Raw genomic sequence first — 26,517 nt, forward strand, 5'->3', positions numbered from 1 at the left:
GATTCACGCCCCTAGTTGCGCGCTCTCGCAATCGCGACGGCCCCTTCGTCTAGCGGTTAGGACGCGGCCCTTTCACGGCTGAAACACGGGTTCGATTCCCGTAGGGGTCACCATCTTCGGATGCGACAAAACAGGGCGGCAGACTTCGGTCTTGCCGCCCTTTTTCCTGCCCCCTTCCCAGCGGCCACCCTTCCCACACCCAGTGCTTGGCTGTAAGAGCCAGAGCCATGGGCAACGGCCAGAACATTCCCATCGCCGGCATCAGCCTTGCGGCGGTGACCTTCGTGGCGCTGTTGCTGCTTGGGACTGAAGTGGTCATCGCGATTGCGGTGCTGACGGTGTGGGTCGGATCTCTGCTCGTCGCCGCGGGTCGCCCGCCTGAACCGCCGCAGGCCAAGGTGAAACAGCGCCTGTCGCTCGATTCGATCCGCGACCTAATCGAGAATTCCTCCACCCCGCTGGTCATCACCGAACGCAGCACCATCGCGATTGCCAACCGGGCGGCGCGCAAGATGCTGGGGCCGCATGTGATCGGGCAGGATGCCCGCGTGGCGCTGCGCCAGCCCGAAGCGATTTCGCTCCTCAACGAGAATCGCCAGGGCGAAGCCATTGTGCGTGGGCTCGTGCGGCGCGGCGATATCTGGCAGATCAACCGCCAGCGGCTCGACGACCGGCTGGCGATGCTCGAATTCATCAATCAGACCGCCGAGGCCGACATTAGTCGCGCCCACACCGATTTTGTTGCCAATGCGAGCCATGAGTTGCGCACGCCGCTCGCGGCAATTCTCGGCTATGTCGAAACCTTGCAGGAAGGTGACGAGGGGCTCGACACGCCGACCGCGCGCAAGTTCCTCGGGATCATCGAGCGCGAGGCCCAGCGGTTGCACGCCTTGGTCAGTGACCTGATGAGCCTGTCGCGGGTCGAAGCCGAAAAGCACGACCTGCCGACCGAACGCATCGACCTTGCCTCGCTGGTCGAACGCGCCGCGCGCGATGCGGCGGGGCCTGCTCGGCTGGATCGCCTGATGCTCGACATTACAGCCGAACCGGTGGTGCTGGGCGACCTCCAACAGGTTGAACAGGTGGTGCGCAACCTCGTTGATAATGCGCTGAAATATGGCGCACCGGATACGCCCGTCAACGTCGTGCTTGACCTGGCGCAAGGTGATCTGGCGCGGATTGCCGTGGCGGATCAGGGCGAAGGCATCGCGCCAGAACAGATCCCCCATCTCACCCGCCGCTTCTATCGCACCGATCCGGGCCGTAGCCGCGCATCGGGCGGAACGGGGCTCGGGCTCGCCATCGTCAAGCACATCGTTGAGCGTCATCGCGGGCGGCTCGACATCACCAGCGAGCTTGGAAAAGGCACGCGCGTGGTTGTCAGAATCCCGCTCGCTGAGCCCGATCCGCCTTCCGTTATTGCCCCGACTGAAACCGAAGAAACCACCGAGCCTCAGACGGAAACGCAATAACTGTCATAGTAGTGTCTTATTTCTTCAACATGCGCCCGTCATGGCATAGGGGCTGGACCGCCCGCCGATCTCGATTCCGAGATTCGGAGGCCTGAACGCCAAAGCGCATCTCCTGCAGGGAACACAGGTCTCTTACATGTCGCCGATCACGCTGATCCTGATTGCTTTGGGCCTGGGCCTGCTGGGCTGGTTGGCTGGCCGGGCGAAGGCATGGAGCTTTGCGTCGAGCGACCCGGCGCTGCGCCCGGCTTCGCGCCCGATCTATCATGCCTGGTACGTCGCTCTGTGGGTGGTGATCCCGGTGCTGGTGTTTGTGGTGGCCTGGTCGGTCATCGCGCCGCAGCTGGTGCTGCAAACCGTGCTGGCCTCGCCCGCTGCCGAGAGCCTTCCCATTTTCGGTTTTGAGCGTGACGCCTTCCTTGGCGAAGCGCGCGCTGTGGCATTGGGACAGGCACCCGGCGTGTTCAATGACGAAGCGGAACCGCTGATTGTCCCGTTCCGCGATGCCTTTTCCTATTACAACACCATCGGCATTCTGGTGACCATGCTGATCGCGGTGGCAGGCGGCGCGCTCGCCTTCCTGCGGCTGCGCCCGCAATTCGGGGCGCGCACGCGGGTTGAGCGGACGGTGATGATGATCCTGCTGCTGGCCTCGCTGGTCGCGATCCTCACGACGCTCGGCATTTTCGTGAGCCTCGTGTTCGAGACTGTGCGCTTCTTCGGCATGGTCTCACCGATTGATTTCCTGTTCGGCACCAAGTGGGGGCCGGATACGATGGGCAGCCCCGACGCGGTCGATCCGTCGCGCTATGGCGCAATCCCGCTGTTCTGGGGGACGATCTTCATCGGCGCGATCATTGCCATGATCGTGGCGATCCCGCTGGGCCTGATGAGCGCGATCTACCTCACCCAATATGCCGATCCCAAGGTGCGTACCTGGATCAAGCCGCTGCTGGAATTGCTCGCGGGCGTGCCGACGGTGGTTTACGGCTATTTCGCCGCGCTGACGCTGGCCCCGATGATCCGGGATGCAGCCGTGGCCATCGGCATCACCAGCGCTTCGACCGAGAGCGCGCTCGCCGCCGGGATCGTGATGGGGGTGATGATCATTCCCTTCGTCTCCTCGATGGCGGACGATTCCATGGCGGCTGTCCCCGGCGCGATGCGTGACGGGAGCCTCGCGATGGGCGCGACCAAGTCCGAAACGATCCGCAAGGTGCTGTTCCCCGCCGCGCTGCCGGGCATCGTCGCCGGGATCATGCTGGCCGTCAGCCGCGCGATTGGCGAGACCATGATCGTGGTGATGGCCGCTTCGCCCGCCGCCAATCTCACCGCCAACCCGCTTGAACCGATGTCCACTGTGACGGTGCAGATCGTCAAGCTGTTGACGGGCGAACAGAGCACCGATCACCCCGCGACACTCAGCGCCTATGCGCTCGGCTTCGTGCTGTTCATGGTGACGCTGGCGCTCAACTTCATCGCCCTGCGCGTCGTCAAGCGTTTCCGCGAGGCCTACGAATGAGCAGTTCCGCCCTTCCCCACGACGATGTCGCAGAGGCGCAAACAATGCGCCCAACTCGCACGCCAGAGTTCGAGCAGCGCCTTGCCAAGCGCTACCGGGCCGAGCGCAATTTCCGCCGGGTCGGCCTTGGCGCTGTGGTGTTCTCGGTTGCGGTGCTGGTGTTCCTGCTCGGCAATATGCTGATCAATGGCGTCGCAGGGTTCCAGCGCGCCGAAGTGGAAGTCACCATCGATTTTCCCACCAGCGGCGTGACCGGCGATGCCATCTCGCTGACTGCGCCTAGTGCGATGCAGACGCTCGAAATGCAGGGCCTGCCCGATATCGTGACCTTCTTTGCCGAAGAGCAATTGGGCAAGGATGCGGCCGCTGAAATCTCGTCCGAGGCATGGCGCGATGTCGCAACCGCGCTGTCCGAGGATCCCGATCTCATCACCCGCAGCCAGAGCTTCAACCTGCCGACTTCCTCGGCGCTGGCGGCCGGACTTCAGGGCGAGGGCCCGCCCGAAATGCAGGCGCTGGCCCAGCGGCTCGACAAGGAAGGCAAGCTGTCGCGCAACTGGGATATGGGCTTCCTCAGCCGCTCGGACGCGACTAGCCCGCAGGCGGTCGGCATCTGGGGGGCGCTCAAGGGCTCGATGCTGACCATGCTGGTGACGCTGGTGCTGGCCTTCCCGATCGGGGTGCTCTCGGCGCTCTATCTGGAGGAATACGCGCCCAAGAACCGCTGGACCGACATCATCGAGGTGTCGATCAGCAACCTGGCGGCCGTGCCTTCGATCATCTTCGGTCTGCTGGGACTGGCGGTGTTTCTCGCCCTGTTCCCGAACCTCAGATCCGCGCCGCTCATCGGCGGGATGACGCTCGCGCTGATGACGATGCCGGTGATCGTGATTTCCGGGCGCAATGCGATCAAGGCGGTGCCGCCGTCTATCCGTGACGGCGCGCTCGCCATCGGGGCCTCGCCGGTGCAGGTGGTGTTCCACCACGTGCTGCCGCTCGCGCTGCCAGGGATGCTGACCGGGACCATCATCGGCATGGCCCGCGCGCTGGGCGAAACCGCGCCGCTGCTCTTGATCGGGATGCGCATCTTCGTTGCCACCCCGCCCGAAGGCTTCTCGTCGCCTGCCACGGTTCTGCCGATGCAGATCTTCCTGTGGTCCGATGAAATCGACCGCGGCTTTGTGGAACGCACCAGCGCGGCTATCATCGTGCTCCTGGTGTTCCTGCTCACGATGAACGGCCTCGCCATTTACCTCCGCAACAAGTTCGAGAAACGCTGGTGACTGTAATCCATCCCAATATGGCCGACGAAAGCGCGAAGATCCGCGCGCGGGACGTCTGCGTCTTCTACGGCGACAAGAAGGCGATCGACGAAGTGTCGATCGACATCTCGCCCAATTACGTCACCGCCTTCATCGGCCCGTCGGGCTGCGGGAAGTCGACCTTCCTGCGGTGCTTCAACCGCATGAACGACACGATCGGCACGGCCAAGGTGACCGGCCTGATCGAGCTGGACGGCGAGGACATTCACGGTAGCCGGATGGACGTGGTGCAACTGCGCGCCCGCGTCGGCATGGTGTTCCAGAAGCCCAACCCCTTCCCCAAGTCGATCTATGAAAATATCGCCTATGGCCCCAAGATTCACGGGCTGGCGGAGAAGAAGGCCGATCTGGATATCGTCGTCGAACGCTCGCTGACCCGCGCGGGCCTGTGGGACGAGGTCAAGGACCGGCTTGAGGATTCGGGCACGGCGCTTTCCGGTGGTCAGCAGCAGCGACTTTGCATTGCCCGCGCCATCGCGGTAGACCCCGAGGTCATCCTGATGGACGAACCGGCCAGCGCGCTCGATCCGATCGCGACCGCCAAGATCGAGGAACTGATCGATGAACTTTCCGGGCGCTACGCCATCGTGATCGTCACCCACTCGATGCAGCAAGCCGCCCGCGTCAGTCAGCGCACCGCGTTCTTCCACCTCGGCAAGATGGTGGAATATGGCCCGACCTCGGAAATCTTCACCAATCCGATCGAAGAACGCACCAAGGATTATATTACAGGACGTTACGGCTGATGGCTGAACATACCGTCAAGGCATTCGACGAGGATATCACCCGGCTGCGCGGCCTGATCGCCGAAATGGGCGGCCTGGCCGAAGTCGCTATCGCCGAATCGCTCGATGCGCTGGTGCGCGGGGATGAGGCGCTGGCCGAACAGGTGGTGGCGCGTGACAAGCGGATCGATGCGCTCGAAATCGAAGTCGACAAACTTGCCGTGCGGATCATCGCCCTGCGCGCGCCGATGGCGGACGACCTGCGCGAAGTGATCGCCGCATTGAAGATCGGCGGCGTGCTCGAACGGATCGGCGACTATTCCAAGAACATCGCCAAGCGCACCGGCATGATCGAAGGTCGTGCCCGGTTCGAACCGCTCACCCTGCTCCCTACCATGGGCGAGCTTGCGGGCGAAATGGTGCATGATGTGCTGACCGCCTATGCCGCGCGTGACCCTGATCTGGCGCGCGAAGTGATCGCGACCGACGCCAAGGTCGATGGCTTCTACAACAGCATTTTCCGCAATCTTGTCAGCTACATGGTCGAGAATCCTTCGACCATTTCGAGCGCGGCGCAATTGCTGTTCGTCGCCCGCAACATCGAACGGATCGGCGATCATGCGACGAACGTCGCCGAGATGGTGCACTTTGCGGCAACCGGGGCCTATCCGCCTGAAGGTGATCGCTGAGACGTGGCTGCGGCAGGTGCAATGTCATGCGCCTGTTGAAAATTTGCCATGTACAGTTTCATCAAACTGTCGCTCAAGTGACACATAGCGCATGGCGTCGCCCGCCTGCGCGGGCTTGAGGAGGCATCTTGCGCATGTCCGCTGCCAAACTTTTGCTGGTCGAAGATGATCCGGCCCTGTCCGAACTGCTCGAATATCGTTTCCAGAACGAAGGCTATGCCGTGCGCTGCACCGGCGATGGCGACGAAGCGCTGGTGCTGGCCGCTGAGGAAGTGCCCGATCTGATCATTCTCGACTGGATGATCGAAGGCACCAGCGGAATCGAGGTCTGCCGCCGGTTGCGCCGCGACAAGGGCACCGCGCACGTGCCCATTATCATGCTCACCGCGCGTGAGGCTGAGGATGACAGGGTGCGCGGGCTGGAGACCGGAGCCGATGATTACCTGACAAAGCCCTTCTCCCCGCGTGAGCTACTCGCCCGCGTCGCCGCTGTGATGCGCCGCATACGCCCGGCGCTGGCAGGCGAGACCATCGAAGTGGGCGATCTGCGGCTCGATCCGGTGGCGCACAAGGTGCAGCGCCGTGGCCGTGCGCTCCAGCTCGGGCCGACCGAATACCGCTTGCTCAAGTTCTTCATGGAAAGCCCGGGCCGGGTGTTCAGCCGTGGCCAGCTACTTGACGGGGTATGGGGCACGGGATCGGATATCGAGCTGCGCACGGTCGACGTCCACATCCGCCGCCTGCGCAAGGCGATCGGGGTCGATGGGGCGAAAGACCCGATCCGCACCGTGCGGTCAGCGGGTTACGCGCTCGAAGCGAGCTAACGGCACACACCAGCCCAGCGATCATCCTGATCGAGGTGGAAGTGGTCGGCGTGGGCTGCGTTGTAATCGGGTGAAAGCACGGTCGCAAAGCTGCCGCACGCGCCGTCTCGCACAGCGCGCAGGAAGGCGGCTTTGTCCCCTTGGTCGTCCCAGTCGCCCAGCACGCTGATACGCCGTCCGTCTTCCAGCACGAAGGCGGCGATATCGATCGCGTTGGCAGTGGCGTGTTCGCTCCACGGCCCATCGGCGCCGCCATACATCCGGCGGCATGAGTAGGCGCCGAGATGCTCGATCCGCGCCAGATCGCTGCCGAGGATGTTGCGCGCAGCGGGCGCCACACTGTCGCGCCGCCACAAATCCAGCGCGGCGGCCACCGGGCACGTCACCGCAGGCGTATCAGGCGCGAACGGATAATCGCCGAGCTGGGTGCGATCGGGCCGCGCGCAGGCCCCCTCGCCCGTTGCCGGCAAAGCGGTGAAAGCTATCTCGCTGCGCTCAAGCACCGCGCGGCACTCGGCCACATCGCTGCGCAGGGCGATCAGCTTCGTACGGGTCGCCCAGCCCGGCGGGTCGCGCAGATCGAGCGGCGCCCATGGACTATGCTGCGGGTGCGACTGGAGCCACTGCCATCCGGCAATCGCCGCCACCAGCAGCACCAGCGCAATCAGCGCCCGGCGCGCGGCGACCAAGTGTTTGTTTGTTCGGGATCGGGGCATGGCCTGTCTCTAATGGAAATCGCGCGACTTTGGCAAAATCCGGTGGTCGCGCGGATGACCGGTCACGTTGGGAACGGGCGCGAACTCGCCCGGTAAATCGCGGGGAACCGGCGGGCCGCGCTCGGGCATCGGGCGGTTGACCTCGTCCGCACGGGCAAGCGGGGCGTCGAGCAGATCATCGGACAGCGCATGCAGCCGCTGTGTCGCATCGGTCATGGCCTGGGCAATCACATGGATCACCTCGTCATCATATTCCACGCGCCCTCGCACCTCCATCAGCCGCGCGCCCATCACGACCTTGCGGTTCTTCTCCTTGAGATCGGGCCAGACGACGAGGTTGATGACGCCCGTCTCGTCTTCGAGCGTGATGAAGGTAACGCCTTTGGCGCTGCCCGGCCGCTGGCGAATCAGCACCACGCCCGCGACCTGCACCATGCTGCGGAACTTGCGCATCCGAAGGTCTGACGCGCGCACAAACCCCCGCGCGGCGAGATCGGCGCGCAGGAAGGCCATCGGGTGCGCCTTCAGGCTGAGGCGGGTGGTCTGGTAATCGGCGACCACCTCCTCCGACAAAGGCATGGCGGGCAGGCGGATCGCGGCACGCTCGCCCCCCTCCTCACGCACCCCCGCCGCGCGGAACAAGGGCAGATCGGGCGCGGCGATCAGGCTCCTCGCATCCCACAAGGCCTGGCGGCGCGAGATGCCAAGCGAAGTGAAAGCGTCAGCGCTGGCGAGCCGCTCGATATGCGCAGGCGAGAGACCGGCACGGGCGCGCAGATCGGCAATGTCGCGGAACGGCCCGCGCTCCTCACGCTCCGCCAGCAGGGTCGCCGCGACGTGTTCGGGCAGCCCGTCGATCTGGCGCAGGCCAAGGCGGAGGGCGAACGGCTCGCCAGAGCCTTCCAGCGTGCAATCCCAGCCTGAGTGGTTCACATCCACCGGTAGCACCCGCACCCCATGCTCGGCCGCATCGCGCACGATTTGCGCCGGGGCGTAGAAGCCCATCGGCTGCGAATTCAGCAGCCCGCAGGCGAAAGCCGCCGGGTAATGGCACTTGAGCCAGCTCGAAACGTACACCAGCTGCGCAAAGCTCGCCGCGTGGCTTTCGGGAAAGCCATATTCGCCAAAGCTCCGGATCTGGTTGAAGCAGCGCTGCGCGAAGTCGCGGTCATATCCGCGCGCGACCATGCGTTCGACCATCATGTCCTGAAGCTCGTCCACCATCCCGCGGCTGCGGAAGGTGGCCATCGCCTTACGCAAGCGGTTGGCTTCAAGGCTGGAGAACTTCGCCGCATCCAGAGCGATCTTCATCGCCTGTTCCTGAAAGATCGGCACGCCCAATGTGCGCCCGAGGATGCTGGTGAGCTCGTCCGGCGGGCCGTGTTCGGGCGACGGCGCGGGAATCTGCACCGGCTCGGCACCCCGGCGGCGTTTCAAGTAGGGGTGCACCATGTCGCCCTGGATCGGCCCGGGGCGCACGATCGCGACCTGAATGACGAGATCGTAGAACTCCCTCGGGCGCAGGCGCGGCAGCATGTTCATCTGCGCGCGGCTTTCCACCTGAAACACGCCGAGCGAATCGCCCTTGCGCAGCATCGCATAGGTCTCGGGGTCTTCACGCGGCACGCTCGCCAGTGTCAGCGCGCGGCCATGATGCGCCTCCAGCAGATCGAGGCATTTGCGGATGCAGGTCAGCATCCCCAGCGCCAGCACATCGACCTTGAGGATGCCCAGCGCGTCGATATCGTCCTTGTCCCACTCGATGAAAGAGCGCTCGGGCATCGCACCATTGCCGATCGGCACGGTCTCGGTCAGCGCGCTTTCGGTGAGGATGAACCCGCCAACGTGCTGGCCCAGATGGCGGGGCATGCCGATCATCTGCTCGGTGAGTTTGAGCACCCGCCTCAAGTGCGGGTCGGTGATGTCGAGGCCGGTTTCGGCGGCGTGCTTCTCGGAAATCTCGCGCCCCCACCCGCCCCATACGGTGCGCGCGAGCGCGCTGGTGACATCTTCTGACAGCCCCATGGCCTTGCCCACTTCTCGGATCGCCATGCGCGGGCGATAGTGGATCACGGTCGCGCACAGGCCGGCGCGGTGGCGGCCATATTTCTTGTAGATGTACTGGATCACCTCCTCGCGCCGCTCGTGCTCGAAGTCGACGTCGATGTCGGGCGGCTCCTTGCGCTCTTCCGAGATGAAGCGGTCGAACAGCAGCTGGTGCTTGGCCGGATCGACCGAGGTGATGCCGAGCACGTAGCAGACGGCGGAGTTGGCCGCGCTGCCCCGCCCCTGGCACAGGATCGGCGGTTCCTGGCCACGCGCGAAATCGACGATGTCCTTGATGGTGAGGAAGTAGCGCGCCAGATCGAGCTTGCCGATCAGCGCCAACTCGCGTTCCAGCGTGGCGCGGACGGTTTCGGGCACTTCCTCAGGGTAGCGCCGCCCTGCCCCGGCCCAGACCTCGGTTTCGAGGAAGGCCTGCGGGGTCTGGCCGTCGGGATAGATTTCCTCGGGGTATTCGTAGCGCAATTCATCGAGGCTGAACTGGCAGCGGTCAGCCACCTCGCGCGCGGCGCGGATCGCGTGGGGCCAGCGGGCAAAGAGTCGCTGCATCTGCGCCGGGGACTTGAGATGCCGCTCGGCATTGGGGTGAAGCAGATGGCCGGCCGCCGCGACAGTGGTCTTGTGCCGGATCGCGGTCATCACATCCTGCAACGCGCGGCGTTCGGGGGCGTGGTAATGGACGTCGTTGGTGGCGAGGAGGCCGAGACCATTGGCCCGCGCGAGGCTGTCGAGCCGCTCGATCCGCGCGATATCATCGCCGCGGTAGAGGTAGCTGGCGGCGAGGCGGCCGAGGGTGGGGAGCTGACGGACGAGGTGGGGGAGGAGGTCGGGGAAAGGCAGCTCCCTCTCGTCATCCCGGCGCAGGCCGGGATCGCTCTCGGCAAGCGATCCCGGATCAAGTCCGGGACGACGAAAAGGGATGACGTTGCTGGGCACCCGGATCGTGAACACTGCCTCAAGATCATCAGGCGGCAGCAGGATCAACTGCACGCCTTCGCTGTGCTCCGCCAGCAGGCCGAGGTCGATATCGCACACCCCCTTGTCCTGCCACTCGCCCGAAAGCGTCTGCATCCGTCCCGCACTGATCAACCGGCACAACCGGCCATAGGCGGCGCGGTCCTCGGGGTAGGCGAGGAAGGCCAGCCCTTCGAACGTCTCGATCCGGCAGCCGATCAACGGGCGCAGCTTGAGCGTCTTGGCCTCAGTATGCAGTCGCACCACGCCGGCCATCGAGTTCACATCGGCAATCCCCAGCGCGTCATAGCCGTGGGCGTGGGCGGCAAGCACCAGATCGACCGCGTCGGACGCCCCGCGCAAAAAGCTGAAGCAGCTCGCCACCCCCAGTTCCACGAACGCCGCGCGCGCCGGGGCAGCAATCCCGTCGGGATCGACCTGCAAGGTACGCTTGTCGGGGGTGAGCGGGCCTTCGGGCATCTCAGCCCGCCAACTCCGCGAGCCGCTCCCGCACCGCGTCAAGGTCAGCCGCGAACAGCGCCGCCTGCTGCGCCTGCGCCTCCCCGTCCAGCCTGAGCAGGTAGGAGGGGTGCACCGTCACCCACAGCTCAGCCCCGTCATCGAGCATGATCGGAGCGCCGCGCGCCTTGGACACGCTGACCGTGCGGCCCAGCATCCCGCGCGCCGCGCTCGCACCCAGCGCCAGCACGATCCGGGGCTGGACGATCGCGCGCTCGGCTTCGAGCCACCAGCGGCAGGTATCAATCTCCTTCGCCCCCGGCGACTGGTGCAACCGGTGCTTGCCCTTCCACGTGAACTTGAAGTGCTTGACCGCATTGGTGACGTAAGCCGCGCGGCGGTCGATCCCCGCGCGGGTGAGGTGCTGATCGAGCAACTGCCCCGCCGGGCCGACGAACACGCGGCCGGCGATGTCTTCCTGATCGCCGGGCTGTTCGCCGACGATCATCAGGCGCGCGCCTTGCGCCCCCTCGCCCGTCACCGCGCGGGTGCCGCAATCGGCAATCGGGCAATCGCGGCAATTCGCCGCCCCCTTGGCGACCTCGGCGAGCGTTGCCGGACGCACCCGTTCCTCGCGCTCGCCAGCCCTGACCATCGCCGCCTCACGCGCCTGAGCGCCTGCGATCAGCTGCGGGATGAGATCGGCCTCGGGCAGGTTTTTCCAGTATTTCTTGGGCATTTCGGACAGCATCGCGCCGACCTTCAACCGCGCCGGATTGAAGATCGAGGCATAGTAGGAGCGCCACAGCACCTCGACCGGATCGCCGCCCGGCGCATCCTCACGGCGCGCGGGCGGGCCTTCGCGCATGGTCTCACCGTCCCAATGCACGCTGCCGCGCGGGGTCAGGATCGACCAGCGCATATTGGCGAAGCGGCGCATGAAGAAGGTGGCTTCGGCGCGGACGATGTGGTGATCGGGCTCGAACCAGGCGACGAAATGCGGGGTGCCGTCCTCTTCTGTCACCTCGCGGAAGCGGACGAAGGCGTGCATCTTGTGTGCATCGCGCCGCACCGATTTGGCGAGTTCCTCGACCCGCCGGACTTCCGGGTCAGCCTTGTCTTCCATGATGCGGGGATTGCGCTGAAGCCGCCACAACAAGCAATAGAGCAGCCCGAACCGCGCCGGATCGGAGTGCAGCGCGGCGCTGCGGGCGACCGTCAGAAACCGCTGGCTGGCCCGCACGGGGCGCGGATCGGCGGGCGGCGGCGGCAGGCGCTTGTCGCCGCGGGACGGGCCCTCGGTGGCGAACAGATCCCCTGTCCCGCCCGGCTCGATCCACGAGACACGGTCAGGCGGCACATCGCACTGAATCAACCCCCGCGCCCGCTCACGCCAGAAGGCGAAATCGTCGGGCGCGGGCAAGTGAACCGCGTAATGCGCGCCGAGGGAGACGTTCTGCATCGCGGTCATCATCGCCTCCGTTCGTGCCGAGCGAAGTCGAGACACTCCGCGCGAAGGCCTCTCGACTTCGATCGGGGCGAACGGATGAAAAACCACACCCCCATCAGAACAACTCCAGCTGTTCCGACTTCGGTGCGAGCAGGCGGCGCAGGTCGGCGCGGTCGGTCAGCAGGGTCGGGCGCCAGTCGAGCGCGCAGATGAAGGGCCGGACCTTGGCGATCGACGCGGTCAGCCGCGCCACATCATCCAACCGCAACGTCCGGTGCCGCCGCGCCGCGATGATCCGCGCGACCGCCGTCGTCCCCAGCCCCGGCACCCGCAGCAATTGTTCTTTCGCGGCGCGGTTCACATCGACCGGGAAGCTGGCGCGAAACTTCAGCGCCCAGGCCAGCTTCGGGTCGATATCGAGCGGCAGGTTGCCATCCGCCTCGGTCGCATCGGCCACTTCTCCCGGCGCAAAGCCGTAGAACCGCATCAGCCAATCGGACTGATACAGGCGGTGTTCGCGCAGCAAGGGCGGGCGCTTCAGCGGCAGCACGGCACTCGCATCGGGGATTGGCGAGAAGGCACTGTAATAGACGCGGCGCAGGCCAAAACTGCCATAGAGCCGGCTCGCCTTGCCGATGATCGCGGTGTCATTGGCCCCGTCCGCGCCGACGATCATCTGCGTCGATTGGCCCGCCGGGGCAAAGCGGGGCGCATGGCGGAAGCGCTTGCGGTCGTCCTTGGCCTCGATGATCCGCGCCTTGGTGCGGCCCATCGCGCCTTCGATCTGGCTCTCGTCCTTGTCTGGCGCGAGCCGCGTCAGCCCTGCCCGCGTCGGCAGTTCGACATTGATCGACACCCGGTCGGCATAGAGCCCCGCCTGATGGATCACCTCTGCGTCCGCCTCAGGAATGGTCTTCAAGTGAATATAGCCGCGAAAATCATGCTCCTCACGCAGGATGCGGGCGACTTCGACCAGCTGCTCCATCGTGTGATTGGCGCTCCGCACGATGCCGGAGGACAGGAACAGCCCTTCGATATAATTGCGGCGATAGAAATTGAGCGTGAGGTCCACCACCTCCTGCGGGGTGAAGCGCGCGCGGGGCACGTTCGAGCTCTTGCGGTTGATGCAGTAGTGGCAATCGAAGATGCAGTGGTTGGTCAGCAGGATCTTGAGCAGCGAGATGCACCGCCCGTCCGGCGCATAGGCGTGGCAGATGCCCATCCCCTCGGTCGAGCCGACGCCCTTGCCACCCAGCGAGTTTTTCTTCGCTGTGCCGGATGACGCGCAGGACGCATCATACTTCGCCGCATCGGCGAGGATTTCGAGTTTCTGGCGGAGGGTCTGCTGAGCCATCGGAACGGGGAACACCTTTCAGACGTTCCTTATATGTTCCTACCGCTCCATCGCCAAATGCAAAGGTTGCAAGCGCCTGTCAGACGATGCGGCGCAGCCTTGGGCCGGTGTCGCGGTCGTCCTGCTGATCGCACAGATAGTCGATCACCGCGGGGTGGATCGTCCCTTCGAAAGCAACACCGGCGACCTGCCCTTCGATCCAGGCGATCGTGCCGAGCGGGGCGTTGATGCCATTGACCTTCATCGTCACCCTATCGCCGACTTCGGCAAACCCGGCCTTTGCGCGAATTTTGCAGCCGCCTTCGGAAATATCGATCAGATCGACAAACACCACACGCGAGCGCACCCGGCTTTTCACCATGAGGCTCATCGGCCGGCGTTCGGATGCGCGGGGGATCGAATGGAGGTTCATGGGACGAGCCTCGCACAAATCCGTAAAAGAAAGCTAAGCAAGCCGGTAAAGAGGGGTTAGGCATAGAGCCCTTGCAGGAACCAGTCGGGCACCCCGCCCCGCCCGTCACCAAGGGTTCCCTGCCGGTAGATCCAGTACCGCCGCCCCGCCTCGTCCTCGATCCGGTAATAGTCGCGCAGCCGCGCGGTCGAGCGTTCGCGCCACCATTCGGGCGCGATCCGCTCCGGCCCCTCAACGCGGCAGACCTCGCGCACATTCCCGCGCCAGCGAAACCGCTGCGGCACGCCATCGGGCGAGGCATAGAGCACCGCGATCGGCTCGGCCCGGTCGAGCAGCTTCAGCGGGCGGGTATGGAAGGCCAGCGCACCTTGCGAAGGCGGCACCGGAGCGAGCGGCGGCTGCCAGCCTTGCGCGCGTTCGGGGATGTGGCTGGCGCGAGCGACCGGGCGGGTAACCGCCTTGGGGCCGAGCCGGACAGTCAGCCGGTCAATGCAAGCCGCCAGCGCAGTGCCGTGGTCTTCGGCGGCCGCATCGAGATCGGCCTGACTGAGGCTGAGCGGTTCGCTCCAGCTGGCGCGCAGCTGCACCGCTTCGATCCCGAACCCGGCCTCGACATCATCGAGCCGCGCGGCGAACAGCCGGGTGATATGGCTGGCCTCGCGCGTGGCGGCGGCGAGTTCGATGCGGCGCGATAACACTTCGCCATCCACCCGCCACAGCGCCAGTTCAAGCCGCCGCGCGCCCTCCTCCCGCGCTTCGAGTGCGCGCACCATGTCAGCGGCGAGGTCCTCCACCACCCGGTCGAGCAGGTTGCGGTGGCGCAGCGGCTCCATCAACCGGCGCTGCACCAGCGGCATGGGTCGCTCGATCACCGGCAGCAGCGGTTCAGGCACGCGGCCCAGCAATTGATCGAGCCGGAGCAGCGGATTGGCAGCGGGGGAGCGGTGATTGCGGAACCGCCGGCGCAGGGCATCGCGCGCGGCGGCCTCCTGCCCCGGATCGTCGCCCGCGCCGCTCACGCCAGCAAGTTCGCCGAGCCGCTTGATCCCGAGACGGCGCAATACGGTGAGCACGTCGTCATCGAGCCTGAGCGCAGCGACGGGCAGATCACCGAGTTGGCGCAGCATATGATCCTCCCCTGCGAGGGGAGGAAGGATCGCACGCGGCCGTCCGTAATGCGACAGCGCCCAAGCCGCCCCCGCCGTCGGCGCGAGCGCGGCGCGCGCTGTCAGTCCGCGCGCGGCGAAGGATCGCATGACATCGGCGAGCAGCGCCTCCTCGCCACCGAACAGATGGGCGGCTCCGGTAACATCGACCAGCAGGCCATCAGGCGGATCGAGCGCGCTCCACGGCCCCCAGCGCTGCGCCCACAGGGCGAGTTTCTCCAGCGCCGCGAGATCGCCTGCGGGGTCAGCCGGAACAGCGGCCAGATCAGGGCAGAGCGCGCGCGCATCCGCCAGCAACATCCCCGCCCGCGCACCCGCCGCGAGTCCCGCGTCATTGGCAGCGGTGATGCGCGGGCCGTGCGCGGTTTCGAGGATCAGGGCGGTGGGCGCGGCATCGGCAGCGGCCTGCGCCTCAGGCGCGTGCGCGCGCCGCCAGCGATCGACCGACAGTCGGGCGAGCCAGATGGACAGGATCCGGCGCGGCGGCGACATCGGTGTCAGGATCGGAGCGGAGGCGCAGGGTTCCAGTGTCATCGCAAAGCATCCATTCGCCCGGCGCATGGGCGCGCGCGCGGAACAGTTCGGCATGCCAGCTGGCAGTGCCGGGGGCGGCAGGGTTCCAGCGCGGCGGCGGGGACGGCGCGGCGCGGGCCTGCCAGCGCATCCGGGCCGAGGAAAGGTCGCGCTCGGCATCAAGCCGCACCAGCCACAAGCGCACCCCGTGCCGTTCCGCCGTAAGGCTCAACCGGCGCGAGGCGGTGAAGCTGAGCGCGCGCGGATTGCCCGCGATCTCCCCGATCACGCAGGCGAGATCGCGGCACTTCAGCCCCTCCTCCAGCGCGAACAGCGCATCCTCGGGCGTGGCGGCGGCGACATGGATCAGGCGGCGGCGCAGATCAGGCGGCAGGCCAGCAAGACAGGGCCGCCCACCCAAGCGGATCGCCGCGCGATCCTGCACCCACAGCACCTGGCGCGTATCCTCGACCGCGCCATCCGCAGCGTCTGACGTCAAGGCGTCACGCGCCAAAGCCAGCGCCAGCCCCGCCCCGCTCGCCTCACTGGCGGACGCGAAGATTTCGGAGTGGAACGGCTGCGCATCCAGCCCCGGCCGCCACCGCGCTTCGGGCGCAGCACGGGCCAGAATCCGCGCGGGTGACGGCTTGGAGGGCGTAAAGGGCATAAGCGAACGACTCATATGTTCGCTTTATGTTCCAACATTCCTCCGCTTGCAATGAAAAGGGCGCGGGAAGCTGTGTGCTCCCCGCGCCCTCGAAATGCGTCTCAACGCAACCTAGTCGTCAACCACCGGCCCGGGAAACTCGCCCATGTCGGGCGCGGGGTCCTGCCATTCGCCGTGCTGAAGGTTCGAATGCGAAAGGCCGTAGACGAAATACAGCGCGATCATCCCGGCCATGAACCAGGCGAAGAAGATCAGCACGCTCGGCGGCACGGTGTAGATCAGGTAGGCGCAGGAAAGGATGCCGAGCACCGGAGTGACCGGATAGAACGGCACCTTGAACCCGCGCGGCAGTTCCGGCGCGTTGCGGCGCAGGTAGATCACCGACAGACAGACGATGGCGAAGGCCGCCAGCGTGCCGACCGAGGTCATGTCACCGAGCACGTTGATGTCGAAGAAGCCCGCAGCCACAGCCGTGATGATGCCGACCAGCGCGGTGTTGACATAGGGGGTCTGATACTTCGGGTGCACCTTGCTGAACACCTTGGGCAACAGGCCGTCACGCGCCATGGTGTAGAAGATGCGCGTCTGCGCATACATCAGCACCAGCACCACCGAGGTCAGACCGATAATCGCACCGACCTTGATGATCTTGGCCAGCCAGCCCCAGGTGGGGCCGAAATTGTCGACCACCACAGCCACCGGATCGGGAACGTTGAGCGTGCCATAGGGCACCAGCAACGTCATGATCGCGGCCACCAGCATGTAGATCACCGTGCAGACAATCAGCGAACCCAGAATGCCGAACGGCATATCCTTGGCCGGGTCCTTGGCTTCCTGTCCGGCGGTCGAGACGGCCTCGAACCCGATATAGGCGAAGAACACGATCGAGGCGGCGCGCATGATCCCGTCGACCCCGAAGGCCCCTTCGCCATTATTGGCCGCAGGGTCATATTCGGGAATGAACGGCACCCAGTTGGCCGCCATCAGCTCGCCGAGGTTGGACAGCACAATCAGCCCGCCAACCGCGATGAACGCCACCAGCACGCTGACCTTGATGCCGACGATGATGTTGTTGACCTTGGCGGATTCCGACACGCCCAGCATCAGCAGGGCTGACAGGGCAATACAGATCAGGAAGGCTGGCAGATTGAAGATCGTCGTGACCGTCTGGCCATCGACAATCACCGGCACGCCATCCTGCATCAGCGTCATGCCCGCAGGTCCGGTAAATTGCGGCGGTATCACAAGGCCGAAGTCAGCAAGCAGGCTGACCACATAGCCGCCCCAGCCCACTGCGACCACCGACGCTGCCAAGCCATATTCCAGCAGCAGCAGCGCCCCCATGATCCAGGCGACGAACTCGCCCAGCGTGGTGTAGCTATAGGTGTAGGCCGAGCCGGAGACCGGCAACGTCGAGCTGAGCTCGGCGTAGCACAACCCGGCAAAGGCGCAGACAATGCCCGCCACCACGAAGGACAGCATCACGGCCGGCCCCGCATGGAGCGCCGCTGCACTGCCGGTGCGGACAAAAATGCCCGCCCCGATGATGCAACCGACGCCCAAGAGCAGAAGGTTCCACTTGCCCAGCGTGCGTTTCAGCTCACTGGTCTGGGTTTCACGCTGGACTTGCGCAATCGACTTGCGCGCGAACATCCGCTGAAAAACGGTTCCTCTGGGTGCACTCGCCATTACAAATCCCCCCTGCGCGCCTGCACGGCGCACGGCTTAATCCGGTCAAGAAACATCTGGAATAGGTCTCCCACTGATCGCAAGCAGATCCCCCGCGCGATCGAATGGCCGTAACGCTAGCGCAACAGGCTCGCAACACAAGCCGAAAGAGCGGGTTTCCCCCGGTGCGCGCAAGCGCTACACCGCCTGCCATGTCCACGACCTTCCAGCTCGACACCAGCACAAGCCGCGCCAACCCCACCCCGCAGGTGATGAAGCGGCTGACCGTGCCCGCCCTTCGTGCCCGCAAGAAGGACGGTGTCACCGCCACTCCGCTGGTGATGCTGACGGCCTATACCGCGCGTCAGGCCCAGTTGCTCGATGCGCATTGCGATATTCTGCTGGTAGGGGATTCGCTCGGTCAGGTGATCTATGGCCTGCCCTCGACCGTTCCCGTGACGCTAGAGATGATGGCCAATCATGGCGCGGCAGTTGTACGCGGGTCGTATCATTCGGTCGTGGTCGTCGACATGCCGTTCGGTTCCTATGAGGCGTCGCCGGAGCAGGCGTTCGAAAGCGCGGCGTTCCTGCTGAAGCAGACCGGCGCTGCGGCGGTGAAGCTGGAAGGCGGGGCGGCGATGGCGCCGACGGTCGCCTTCCTGAGCCAGCGCGGCATTCCGGTGATGGGCCACGTCGGCCTCACCCCGCAGGCGGTCAACGTGCTTGGCGGCTATGGCGCGCGCGGGCGGTCGGATGCCGAGGCGGAGAAGATCGTCTCTGACGCCAAGGCGCTGGATGAAGCAGGCGCCTTCGCGATCGTGATCGAAGGCGTGGTTGAGCCCATCGCGATTGCCGCCACGCAGGCCGTCACCTGCCCCACCATCGGCATCGGTGCCTCGGCGCAATGCGATGGGCAGGTGCTCGTCACCGAAGACATGCTCGGCATGTTCGAGCGGGTGCCGCGCTTTGTGAAGCGGTATGAGGATATCGCAGGCGTGATCGACCGCACCGTCGCCCGCTATGCCGAGGAAGTGCGCAGCCGCGCCTTCCCGACCGAAGACCAGACCTACCAGCCCAAGGCCTAGCCCGCGTCCTTGGCAAGGCGCAGCGCCAGCGGCGCAGCCAGCACCAGCTGTGCAAGGTGATAGAGCAGCAGCGGCGCGATCACGAAACCGGCGGCTGATGCCGGAAACAGGATCGCGGCAAGCGGCGCGCCGATGGCCACGCTCTTTTGCGATCCGGCGAACAGGAATGCGATCCGGTCAGGCCGCGGCAGGCCGAGCAGGCTCGCACTGCCCCAGGCCCCTGCCAGCGCCAAGGCCAGCATCGCCAGCACCAGCGCGATCATGACTGCCCAATCGGCGGGCGCGAACATGGTGGCCAGCCCTTGCTCGACCGCGCCGGAGAAGGCGACATAGACCGCAATCCCGATCACCGCCCGGTCAAGCCATGCGATCCGGGCGCGGTGGGCGGCGATGCGGTCGATAACCCGGTCCTGCACCACCTGCCCGATGACGAAAGGCAGCACCAGGATCACTCCGATCCGGATGACCGCCTCGCTCCCAATGTCGCCCGCGCCGCCACCGCCCAGCAGCGCAAACAGCGGCGCGCTCACAAACACCCCGGCGATGTTGATCAGCGCCGCGCCGACCACCGCCAGACCGACGTTGCCCTCGGCCAGGCTCGTGTAGCTTGTAGCTGATTGCACGGTGGACGGCAGGCAGCCGAGATAGATGAAGCCCAGCGCCACCATCGGCGGCAAGACCTGCCCGGCAAGGCTCGCAAAGCCCATCCCGCCCAGCGCCATCGCCCCGAACACGAACAGCAGGAGTGGCCCGAAATAGCGCCAATTGGCCATGCCCCGCGCGATCTCGGAGCGGCGGATGCGCATCCCGTTGACGAGGAACAACAGAAAGATACCCGCATTCGACACCATCGTTGCAGCCGCCCGCGCTTCCCCTGCGGCGGGCACAAGCAGGGCGAGTCCGGTTGCGATCACCAGCACGGCGATCATCGGATCGGACAGGAACGGGAAGCGGGATGCAGCAGGCTTGGACATAGGCGCGAGCCCCCTGCCCTGCCCGCGCGCGCTTGTCGAGCGGCAGCGCGGTTAGCGCTGCACGAGATGGCGCGGATGGACCTCTGCAAGCCATGCGGCAAAGCGGCGTGCCTCATCCGGCTGGTTCAGCGCCCGCGCCGCGCGCAATCGCAGGCGGAGCAGCGCCGGATCATGCCCTGCCCCCAGCGCGATGGCGTGATCGAGCAGCCGCGCCGCCTGCGTCCAATCGCCGCGCTGGCCATAGCGGTCGGCCAGAGCTATCAGTGCGCTCGCATTGTCGGGCTCACCCGCCACATGGCGTACCAGCAATGTGTCGGCCGACGCCTCGTCCCCCGAGCTTGCATAGGCCAGCACCGCCTTGCGCGTGAGTGGCCAGGGACGTTTCACTTGAGTAGCCACAGCATAGACTGAAAGCGCGGCTTTCGGATCGCCGGCCCCGAGCAGAACATCGCCGCTCAGCGCTGCAACATCCGCCGACGCCGGAAAGCGCTTGCCAAGTGCCTGCGTGCTCGCCCGTGCGGTGCCCCAATCGCCTACCAAGCCTGCCTGCCGCGCTGTTGCCGTCGGTGCTGGCAGGCCTTCACGCACCGCAAGCACCATCGGCGCCGTGCTTGCGCCCCGCATCGCTCGCGCCAGCAAGGGGGCCGCGCTCACCCGGTCACCGCGCTGTTCATAGGCCCGCGCGACCAACATCACGAGGTAGGGCGATGCCTCCCGCAGCCCCGCTTCCGGCCCGAAGCGGGCGATCAATTCGTCCCCGCGCCCTGATTCGAGCATCGCCTTGGCCAGCAGTTCGCGCAGTTTGGCATGGGAGGGCTGGCGCGCGACGAGCCCTTCGAGGATCACCGCCGCGCTATCGGCATTGCCTTCTGCAAGGCTGATCACCGCATCCAGCTGCAACGCCGCAGGCACGCCGCGCGCCGCCATGCCACTGCGCGCCAGCAGGCTGCGAGCGAGCGCGTATTCTCCACCACGTGCCGCCAGCACCGCTTGCAGATAGAGCACCCGTTCATCGCCGGGCGCGACCTCGGCGAGCTTGCGCACCGCTGCAAGCATGGCCCCGGCCTCCCCGGCATCGCCAAGGGTTGCGGCATATTCGGCCCATCCGTCGCGGTAGTAGGGATCAGCCGCCAGCGTCGCCTTGAACCAAGGAATGGAAGCAGCAAAGCCATGCGCGTCGCGCACCATCACCGCGCGCATCAATAGCGCGGGCGGATAATCGGGGCCGAGTTCCAGCGCGCGGTCGGCGGCTTCGATTGCGGTCAGATGCTCCCCGCCGCGAAAGCGCAGCCGCGCAATGGCGACCCACAGCGCCGGATCGTCCGGAGCGAGCCCACGTGCCTCATCCAGTTTCCGCCCGGCATCCGCCAATTGGCCTGCCGCCATCGCCCGGTCAGCATCGCCCAGCAGCTGCACTACCGCGGGTTTCCGCGCCTCGTCACCAGCGGACACTCCCGCCTCGTTTTCCTCCGAGCAGCCCGCCAGTGCCAAGACCAGCGCGGTCAGCCCGGCGGCTGTGTCACGCCTGAAGGTCATATTGCTTGAGCAGATCATACAGCGTCGGGCGACTGATCCCGAGCAGCTTGGCAGTGCTGGAGATATTGCCCTCGCTGCGTGACAGCGCATGGCGGATGACCCGGCGGTCTGCCGCCTCACGCGCTGCCTTGAGGTTTAGGACATCGGCGTCCTCGTCCTCGCCAGCGCCCAGATCGAGGTCATCAGCGTTTACCAGCTTGCCATCCGCCATGATCACCGCGCGCTTAACCCGGTTTTCGAGCTCGCGGACATTGCCCGGCCATTCATGCGCATCGATCGCCGCCAGCGCATCTGCGGCAAAGCCGGTGACCGAAGGGTTCATCTCGGCCGCAAAGCGCTTCAAGAACACCTTGGCGAGCAGCACCGGATCGCCGTGCCGCTCGGCCAGACTGGGGATGCGGATCACGATCTCGGCGAGGCGGTAGAACAGATCCTCGCGGAAGCTGCCTGCGGCAATCATGCCTTCGAGATCCTGGTGCGTGGCGCACACGATCCGCGTGTTGACCGCAATCGCCTTGCGTCCGCCGACGCGTTCGATGGTGCGTTCTTGCAGGAAGCGCAGCAGCTTGACCTGAAGCGGCAGCGGAATGTCACCCACCTCATCAAGGAACAGGGTGCCGCCATTGGCGCTTTCGATCTTGCCCTCGGTCGTCTTGACCGCGCCGGTGAACGCGCCCTTCTCGTGGCCGAAGAGTTCGCTTTCGAGCAGGTTTTCCGGAATCGCAGCGCAGTTGATCGCAATGAAGGGCCCGTTCGCGCGGTCACTGGTGTCATGGAGCCCCTTGGCGAGCAGCTCCTTACCGGTCCCACTCGCACCCAGCAGCATCACCGAAACACTGGTCTTTGCCACGCGTTCGATCGTGCGGGCAACCTTGACCATCTCCGGCGCGCCCGTGATCAGGCGACCGAGCACGGTCTTGTCGGCACTGCTGGTGGCGACAAGGCGGCGGTTTTCCTCCTCGATAGCGCGCAGATTGAACGCGCGCCGCACGATCAGGCCAAGCGCGTCGATATCGATCGGCTTCTGGTAGAAATCGTAAGCCCCGCGCGCGATGGCCGCCAAAGCGCTTTCGCGGGCACCGTGGCCGCTGGCGACAATCACCTTGGTGTCGGGCTTCAGTGCCATGATCGCATCAAGCACGGCAAAGCCTTCGGTTGTGCCATCGGGATCGGGCGGCAGGCCGAGATCGAGAGTCACGACCCCCGGCGTTTCCGACCGCAACGCAGCCAGCGCGCTATCGCGGTCGCCTGCGATCACGACTTCAAAATCATCATAGGCCCATTTGAGCTGGGCCTGCAGGCCAGGATCGTCCTCGATCACCAGCAACACGGGTTTCTTGTCTGGCATTATGCGACCCCTTGTTCGATGTCGGCGTCTTGCGCGCCCAGCAACTGCACCGCATCGGCCAGCGGCAACACCAGGGAGAAGCGCGTGCCGAGCCCTTCACGGCTCTCCACCGCAATCCGCCCGCCCATCGCCTTGACGAGTTCGCGCGCTTCGAAGGCGCCAATGCCGAACCCGCCCGACTTGGACGAGACGAACGGTTTGAACAGCCCGCTCCGCACAAAGGCCGGGCTCATGCCCTTGCCGGAATCGACCACGTCGATCGCGCCGTGCAAGCCTTCACTGGTGACGTCGAGGAACACCGGCATGTCCGGCTCGCTCGCATCAATCGCGTTCTGCACAAGGTGGATGAGCGCCTGTTCGAGCGCTTCGCGGTTGCCCATCACGCGGACGGGCTGTTCGCGGGTCAGCGCGACGGGGTGAACCCCCTTGAACCGCTCGGCAATGCCGCGCGCCAAATCGACGAGTTCGATCGCACCGAGCGCGTTGACCTGCCCGGAGCCATAACGCCCAAGCCTTGCGAGCAGCGCGGAAAGCTTGTCCGCCGAATTGCGCAAGGTCACCAGCATATCCGCGCGAAAGGCGGGATTGTCTGCGTGCTTTTCGGCATTGGCCGCCAGCAGGGAAAGCTGGCTGACCAGGTTTTTGATGTCGTGCATCACAAAGGCCATGCGGCGGTTGAATTCGTCAAACCGGCTCGCATCCATCAGTGCCTGCTGCCCGGCCTGTTCAGAAAGATAGCTGGCCAACTGCTGCCCGGCGACACGCAGCAGATCGAAATCCTCCCAATCGAGCTGGCGAGGATTGCGCGGCCGCGCGAGGACAATGACGCCGACCAACCGGTCAAAGTGGAGCAGCGGCACCAGCGCCCAGGCGTCCTCTGCCTCAATCAACCAGTCCGGCACTTGCGCCGCTTCGCCATGATGGTCGATCCCGCCGCGCGCCTCGTCGATGGCAAGGATGAAGTTGTGCCGTTCGAGCAGTCCCGACAACGCATAGTCGCCCGCCACAGCCGGGATTGCGATGGTCGGCCAGTTCCAGCGCGCGGTGAGTTCCAACTGCGCTTCCTCGTTGGGCATCAGCAGCAGGCCGGCGGGGCTTTCGGTGATGTCGGCGAGCGCCTTGACCGCGCGTTCTTCGAGGCTGGCATTGCCTGCGCCGCTGCGCCCGATGGTGCGGGTGAAGCGCAGCCATTCCTCGCGGTAATCATAGCGGTGCTGGAACAGGTGCTTGGTCGCAGTCACACGCAGCCATCCGCGCAGACGCGCCGACGGCAGCGCCAACACCGCTCCCATAATTGCGATCACCACGAAGGCCGCCTGACTGGCACGGGCCATATCGCCCCCCAGCAGCGCCAGCGACTTGGTCACCAGCACCATCCCGACCAGATAGCCGCCGATCAGCAATAGCGAGAGCGTGCGGAACGTGACCGCGCGTGACGGGCTGAATTGCGCCCGCGGACCGGCGGCATTCATCCCGAGCGCAAACAGCGCCGCCATGATCCCGGCGAACAGCCCGCGCGCATCGCCGAGCGCTCCGGCCGTTGATCCACCGAGGTAGGCCACGGTCTGAAGGTTGAGATCGTAGGCGAATATCCCCGCAAGTGCGATGCCGGTCCAGCGCAGAACCGGGCGCAAGGCGCTTGCCGCGCCGGCATAGAGGTTGTGCAGCAGCATCAGCGCGCCGATGGCGACCAGCATATCGGTCAAGGCCCGCGCCTCGAACACCGCCTGGCTTACCTCAGGCACCCCTGTGAACCTGAACCCGACCAGCAGCAACACGGGCTGAAGCAATTGCACCAGCACAAGCGCGATGATGACCGGGCGAACTGGCTTGAGGCTGGCCGCACGGCCATCGGCGCCAAACAGGCAGAAGATCGTGGCGATCAACGCGAGATTGCGCGCCATGGCTGCGATGATGGCAGCATCATGCTCGGTGCCCAGTCCGGCTGAGAGCGCGCACCACACGCTGCTTGCGCCGGCAGCGATCATCAGCGTGGTCCGGTCAGGCCGCGCGCGCTCACCGTGGCGCCAAATCCATAGCATCGCGCCCGCGCTCAGCACTGCGCCCACGACCCATGCAAGGAAGCCCGCCAAGGGCACGATGCCGCCCAGCCAGATCATCGCGCACCCTCCGGCCACAGGACCACGCGCAGCGTTTGCAGCAGGATCACAAAATCGAGAAAGGGCGTGTAATTCTTGGCGTAGTAGAGATCATATTCGAGCTTGCAGCGGCTATCCTCGACCGACGCGCCGTAGGGATAGTTAATCTGCGCCCATCCGGTAATGCCGGGCTTCACCATGTGCCGCTCGCCGTAAAAGGGAATTTCCTCTTCGAGACTTTCAACGAAGGACGGCACTTCCGGACGCGGGCCAACGAAGCTCATCTCGCCCTTGAGGACGCTCCATGTCTGCGGGAGTTCGTCAATCCTGACCTTGCGGATGAACCGGCCGAGACGGGTAATGCGCGGATCGTTTTCCTCGGCCCACTTGGCCCCGTCCTTTTCGGCATCGGTCCGCATCGAGCGCAGCTTGATGAGTGTGAAAGGCTCGCCATAGAGCCCCACCCGCGTCTGACGGAAGAAAGCCGGGCCCTTGCTGTCGAGCTTCACCAGCAAGGCGAACAGAACGATCAGCGGCAGCGTAAGTGTCAGCAGGATCACACTCGCGGTGATGTCGAAGATGCGCTTGACCGCGCTTGAGAACATCCGGCTGCTGGAAAAGCCGTCGGAGAAAATCAGCCAGCTGGGATTGATCGTATCAAGGTCGACCCGTCCCGTCTCCCGCTCGATGAAGCTGGAGAAATCATTGACGTGGACGCCCTTGGTCTTGATCCGCAGCAGGTCTTTCAAAGGCAGCGCGTTGCGGCGCTCTTGCAGTGCAAGCACCACTTCGGACACGCCGAGATTCTCGACGAACCGGCCAAGATCGTGGATGGCCGAGCGCGGGATCGCTTCTTCAACGACCCGGGCATCATCGCTCATGGCTATGTAGGAGACGATGACAAAGCCGGTCTCGGGCTTTTCGCCCAGTTCGCGCAGGCGCTGAGCCCGGTTGCCAGCACCCAGCACCATCACGCGGCGGCGAAACGCCGAGGAACCGAGGAAAGAGTTAAGCAGCAGCCGGTCCGCCACCAGCACCACGATGGCAAGCCCCATGGTGTAGAGTAGAGTCGAACGCCAGAACAGGTCGCTCGGCAGGACGAAATCAACCACCGCCAGCGCAATGATGCCCAAGCTGATGGCCACCAGCACCCGTGCGCCTGCAAAGCGGAGGGATCGCAGCGAATTGGGGCCGTAAACCCCGACCGCAATCATCGCCAGCCAGATCACCGAAGCCGTGCCCAACAAGGCAAGGCCGCGGCCGCTGAAATCGCCCAGGTCCATCCCGATTTGATGCGCGCGCCATTGCCAGGCGATCTCGCTCGCCAGCACCAGCAAGCCAAGATCGAGCAGTCCGAGCAGCAGCACGGCGTGCGGGATATAATGCTTGAACAGGCGGATCATTTCAGGGGCGGCCTCTGGTGCATGCCCTGCCGCTTCTAGGCCCGAGACCTTAAGTGTCGGTAAACTTTACACCGCTCGCGAAGCGCACAATTCTG

At 65.4% G+C, this 26,517-nt stretch carries 20 protein-coding genes and 1 tRNA gene; 8 read left to right on the forward strand and 13 right to left on the reverse strand.

Annotated features, from left to right (window positions below; translation table 11 throughout):
• The first annotated feature begins 38 nt into the window (after nt 1-38).
• From GVM20_RS05595 to phoB, 7 genes are all read left to right on the forward strand, one after another.
• Nucleotides 39-113, forward strand: a tRNA-Glu gene (locus tag GVM20_RS05595).
• A gap of 114 nt (nt 114-227) precedes the next feature.
• A complete protein-coding gene (locus GVM20_RS05600; RefSeq protein WP_166546313.1) occupies nt 228-1,472 on the forward strand; it encodes a sensor histidine kinase in 1,245 nt (414 codons plus the stop codon).
• Nucleotides 1,473-1,608: 136 nt separating this feature from the next.
• The gene (pstC, locus tag GVM20_RS05605; RefSeq protein ID WP_166546314.1) at nt 1,609-2,994 is read left to right on the forward strand and encodes a phosphate ABC transporter permease subunit PstC; all 1,386 of its coding nucleotides are present in this window, start codon (nt 1,609-1,611) and stop codon (nt 2,992-2,994) included.
• Complete coding sequence (gene pstA, locus GVM20_RS05610) at nt 2,991-4,277, forward strand: phosphate ABC transporter permease PstA (protein ID WP_166546315.1); 1,287 nt, start codon at nt 2,991-2,993, stop codon at nt 4,275-4,277. Before pstC ends, pstA begins: the two co-directional genes overlap by 4 nt.
• A 17-nt stretch (nt 4,278-4,294) precedes the next feature.
• Complete coding sequence (gene pstB, locus GVM20_RS05615) at nt 4,295-5,062, forward strand: phosphate ABC transporter ATP-binding protein PstB (protein ID WP_160761591.1); 768 nt, start codon at nt 4,295-4,297, stop codon at nt 5,060-5,062.
• Nucleotides 5,062-5,730 (forward strand): phosphate signaling complex protein PhoU, encoded by a 669-nt coding sequence (gene phoU / locus GVM20_RS05620; protein ID WP_199799483.1) that lies wholly within the window; start codon nt 5,062-5,064, stop codon nt 5,728-5,730. Before pstB ends, phoU begins: the two co-directional genes overlap by 1 nt.
• A 134-nt stretch (nt 5,731-5,864) precedes the next feature.
• On the forward strand, nt 5,865-6,554 hold the full coding sequence (phoB, locus tag GVM20_RS05625; protein WP_166546316.1) for a phosphate regulon transcriptional regulator PhoB: 690 nt from the start codon (nt 5,865-5,867) through the stop codon (nt 6,552-6,554).
• Here phoB and GVM20_RS05630 read toward each other — a convergent pair.
• From GVM20_RS05630 to GVM20_RS05665, 8 genes are all read right to left on the reverse strand, one after another.
• Nucleotides 6,551-7,270, reverse strand: a complete 720-nt coding sequence (locus GVM20_RS05630) for an extensin-like domain-containing protein (RefSeq protein ID WP_166546317.1) — start codon at nt 7,268-7,270, stop codon at nt 6,551-6,553. The two genes, phoB and GVM20_RS05630, sit on opposite strands and share 4 nt — an antisense overlap.
• A 9-nt stretch (nt 7,271-7,279) precedes the next feature.
• Nucleotides 7,280-10,768, reverse strand: a complete 3,489-nt coding sequence (locus tag GVM20_RS05635; RefSeq protein ID WP_166546318.1) for an error-prone DNA polymerase — start codon at nt 10,766-10,768, stop codon at nt 7,280-7,282.
• A gap of 1 nt (nt 10,769) precedes the next feature.
• Nucleotides 10,770-12,218, reverse strand: a complete 1,449-nt coding sequence (locus GVM20_RS05640) for a UdgX family uracil-DNA binding protein (RefSeq protein WP_166546319.1) — start codon at nt 12,216-12,218, stop codon at nt 10,770-10,772.
• A gap of 94 nt (nt 12,219-12,312) precedes the next feature.
• A complete protein-coding gene (locus GVM20_RS05645; RefSeq protein ID WP_166546320.1) occupies nt 12,313-13,551 on the reverse strand; it encodes a putative DNA modification/repair radical SAM protein in 1,239 nt (412 codons plus the stop codon).
• Between the two features lie 79 nt (nt 13,552-13,630).
• The gene (locus GVM20_RS05650; protein WP_166546321.1) at nt 13,631-13,963 is read right to left on the reverse strand and encodes a PilZ domain-containing protein; all 333 of its coding nucleotides are present in this window, start codon (nt 13,961-13,963) and stop codon (nt 13,631-13,633) included.
• 56 nt (nt 13,964-14,019) lie between these two features.
• On the reverse strand, nt 14,020-15,621 hold the full coding sequence (locus tag GVM20_RS05655) for a DUF6504 family protein (protein WP_166546322.1): 1,602 nt from the start codon (nt 15,619-15,621) through the stop codon (nt 14,020-14,022).
• Nucleotides 15,542-16,324 (reverse strand): recA-like protein, encoded by a 783-nt coding sequence (locus GVM20_RS05660; RefSeq protein WP_234031873.1) that lies wholly within the window; start codon nt 16,322-16,324, stop codon nt 15,542-15,544. The genes GVM20_RS05655 and GVM20_RS05660 overlap by 80 nt, the downstream gene beginning before the upstream one ends.
• A 96-nt stretch (nt 16,325-16,420) precedes the next feature.
• Nucleotides 16,421-17,962 carry an amino acid permease gene (locus GVM20_RS05665; RefSeq protein WP_234031874.1) on the reverse strand — a complete coding sequence of 514 codons (1,542 nt, stop codon included), beginning with the start codon at nt 17,960-17,962 and terminating at the stop codon, nt 16,421-16,423.
• A 227-nt stretch (nt 17,963-18,189) separates the two neighbouring features.
• Between GVM20_RS05665 and panB the strand changes: the two genes are divergently transcribed.
• Nucleotides 18,190-19,062, forward strand: a complete 873-nt coding sequence (gene panB / locus GVM20_RS05670; protein WP_166546324.1) for a 3-methyl-2-oxobutanoate hydroxymethyltransferase — start codon at nt 18,190-18,192, stop codon at nt 19,060-19,062.
• Here panB and GVM20_RS05675 read toward each other — a convergent pair.
• From GVM20_RS05675 to GVM20_RS05695, 5 genes are read right to left on the reverse strand one after another with little or no spacing between them, the layout of a single operon-like run.
• Nucleotides 19,059-20,036, reverse strand: a complete 978-nt coding sequence (locus GVM20_RS05675) for a bile acid:sodium symporter family protein (RefSeq protein ID WP_166546325.1) — start codon at nt 20,034-20,036, stop codon at nt 19,059-19,061. The genes panB and GVM20_RS05675 overlap by 4 nt on opposite strands.
• Nucleotides 20,037-20,087: 51 nt before the next feature.
• On the reverse strand, nt 20,088-21,572 hold the full coding sequence (locus GVM20_RS05680; protein ID WP_166546326.1) for a tetratricopeptide repeat protein: 1,485 nt from the start codon (nt 21,570-21,572) through the stop codon (nt 20,088-20,090).
• Complete coding sequence (prsR, locus tag GVM20_RS05685; protein ID WP_166546327.1) at nt 21,556-22,920, reverse strand: PEP-CTERM-box response regulator transcription factor; 1,365 nt, start codon at nt 22,918-22,920, stop codon at nt 21,556-21,558. Before prsR ends, GVM20_RS05680 begins: the two co-directional genes overlap by 17 nt.
• Complete coding sequence (gene prsK, locus GVM20_RS05690) at nt 22,920-25,040, reverse strand: XrtA/PEP-CTERM system histidine kinase PrsK (RefSeq protein WP_166546328.1); 2,121 nt, start codon at nt 25,038-25,040, stop codon at nt 22,920-22,922. Before prsK ends, prsR begins: the two co-directional genes overlap by 1 nt.
• On the reverse strand, nt 25,037-26,422 hold the full coding sequence (locus GVM20_RS05695) for a TIGR03013 family XrtA/PEP-CTERM system glycosyltransferase (RefSeq protein WP_166546329.1): 1,386 nt from the start codon (nt 26,420-26,422) through the stop codon (nt 25,037-25,039). Before GVM20_RS05695 ends, prsK begins: the two co-directional genes overlap by 4 nt.
• Between the last annotated feature and the right edge of the window lie 95 nt (nt 26,423-26,517).

The organism is Porphyrobacter sp. SLTP, from assembly GCF_009905735.1.
Taxonomy (GTDB): domain Bacteria; phylum Pseudomonadota; class Alphaproteobacteria; order Sphingomonadales; family Sphingomonadaceae; genus Erythrobacter.

Coding starts and splice junctions, on each gene's coding strand:
- GVM20_RS05695 (WP_166546329.1), bottom strand. CDS start 26,422: ATGATCCGCCTGTTCAAGCATTATATCCCGCACGCCGTGCTGCTGCTC.
- pstA (WP_166546315.1), top strand. CDS start 2,991: ATGAGCAGTTCCGCCCTTCCCCACGACGATGTCGCAGAGGCGCAAACA.
- GVM20_RS05640 (WP_166546319.1), bottom strand. CDS start 12,218: ATGACCGCGATGCAGAACGTCTCCCTCGGCGCGCATTACGCGGTTCAC.
- GVM20_RS05630 (WP_166546317.1), bottom strand. CDS start 7,270: ATGCCCCGATCCCGAACAAACAAACACTTGGTCGCCGCGCGCCGGGCG.
- GVM20_RS05650 (WP_166546321.1), bottom strand. CDS start 13,963: ATGAACCTCCATTCGATCCCCCGCGCATCCGAACGCCGGCCGATGAGC.
- GVM20_RS05655 (WP_166546322.1), bottom strand. CDS start 15,621: ATGTCGCCGCCGCGCCGGATCCTGTCCATCTGGCTCGCCCGACTGTCG.
- prsK (WP_166546328.1), bottom strand. CDS start 25,040: ATGATCTGGCTGGGCGGCATCGTGCCCTTGGCGGGCTTCCTTGCATGG.
- phoB (WP_166546316.1), top strand. CDS start 5,865: ATGTCCGCTGCCAAACTTTTGCTGGTCGAAGATGATCCGGCCCTGTCC.
- pstB (WP_160761591.1), top strand. CDS start 4,295: ATGGCCGACGAAAGCGCGAAGATCCGCGCGCGGGACGTCTGCGTCTTC.
- GVM20_RS05600 (WP_166546313.1), top strand. CDS start 228: ATGGGCAACGGCCAGAACATTCCCATCGCCGGCATCAGCCTTGCGGCG.
- GVM20_RS05660 (WP_234031873.1), bottom strand. CDS start 16,324: ATGAGTCGTTCGCTTATGCCCTTTACGCCCTCCAAGCCGTCACCCGCG.
- GVM20_RS05680 (WP_166546326.1), bottom strand. CDS start 21,572: ATGACCTTCAGGCGTGACACAGCCGCCGGGCTGACCGCGCTGGTCTTG.
- pstC (WP_166546314.1), top strand. CDS start 1,609: ATGTCGCCGATCACGCTGATCCTGATTGCTTTGGGCCTGGGCCTGCTG.
- GVM20_RS05675 (WP_166546325.1), bottom strand. CDS start 20,036: ATGTCCAAGCCTGCTGCATCCCGCTTCCCGTTCCTGTCCGATCCGATG.
- GVM20_RS05665 (WP_234031874.1), bottom strand. CDS start 17,962: ATGTTCGCGCGCAAGTCGATTGCGCAAGTCCAGCGTGAAACCCAGACC.
- prsR (WP_166546327.1), bottom strand. CDS start 22,920: ATGCCAGACAAGAAACCCGTGTTGCTGGTGATCGAGGACGATCCTGGC.
- GVM20_RS05635 (WP_166546318.1), bottom strand. CDS start 10,768: ATGCCCGAAGGCCCGCTCACCCCCGACAAGCGTACCTTGCAGGTCGAT.
- GVM20_RS05645 (WP_166546320.1), bottom strand. CDS start 13,551: ATGGCTCAGCAGACCCTCCGCCAGAAACTCGAAATCCTCGCCGATGCG.
- panB (WP_166546324.1), top strand. CDS start 18,190: ATGTCCACGACCTTCCAGCTCGACACCAGCACAAGCCGCGCCAACCCC.
- phoU (WP_199799483.1), top strand. CDS start 5,062: ATGGCTGAACATACCGTCAAGGCATTCGACGAGGATATCACCCGGCTG.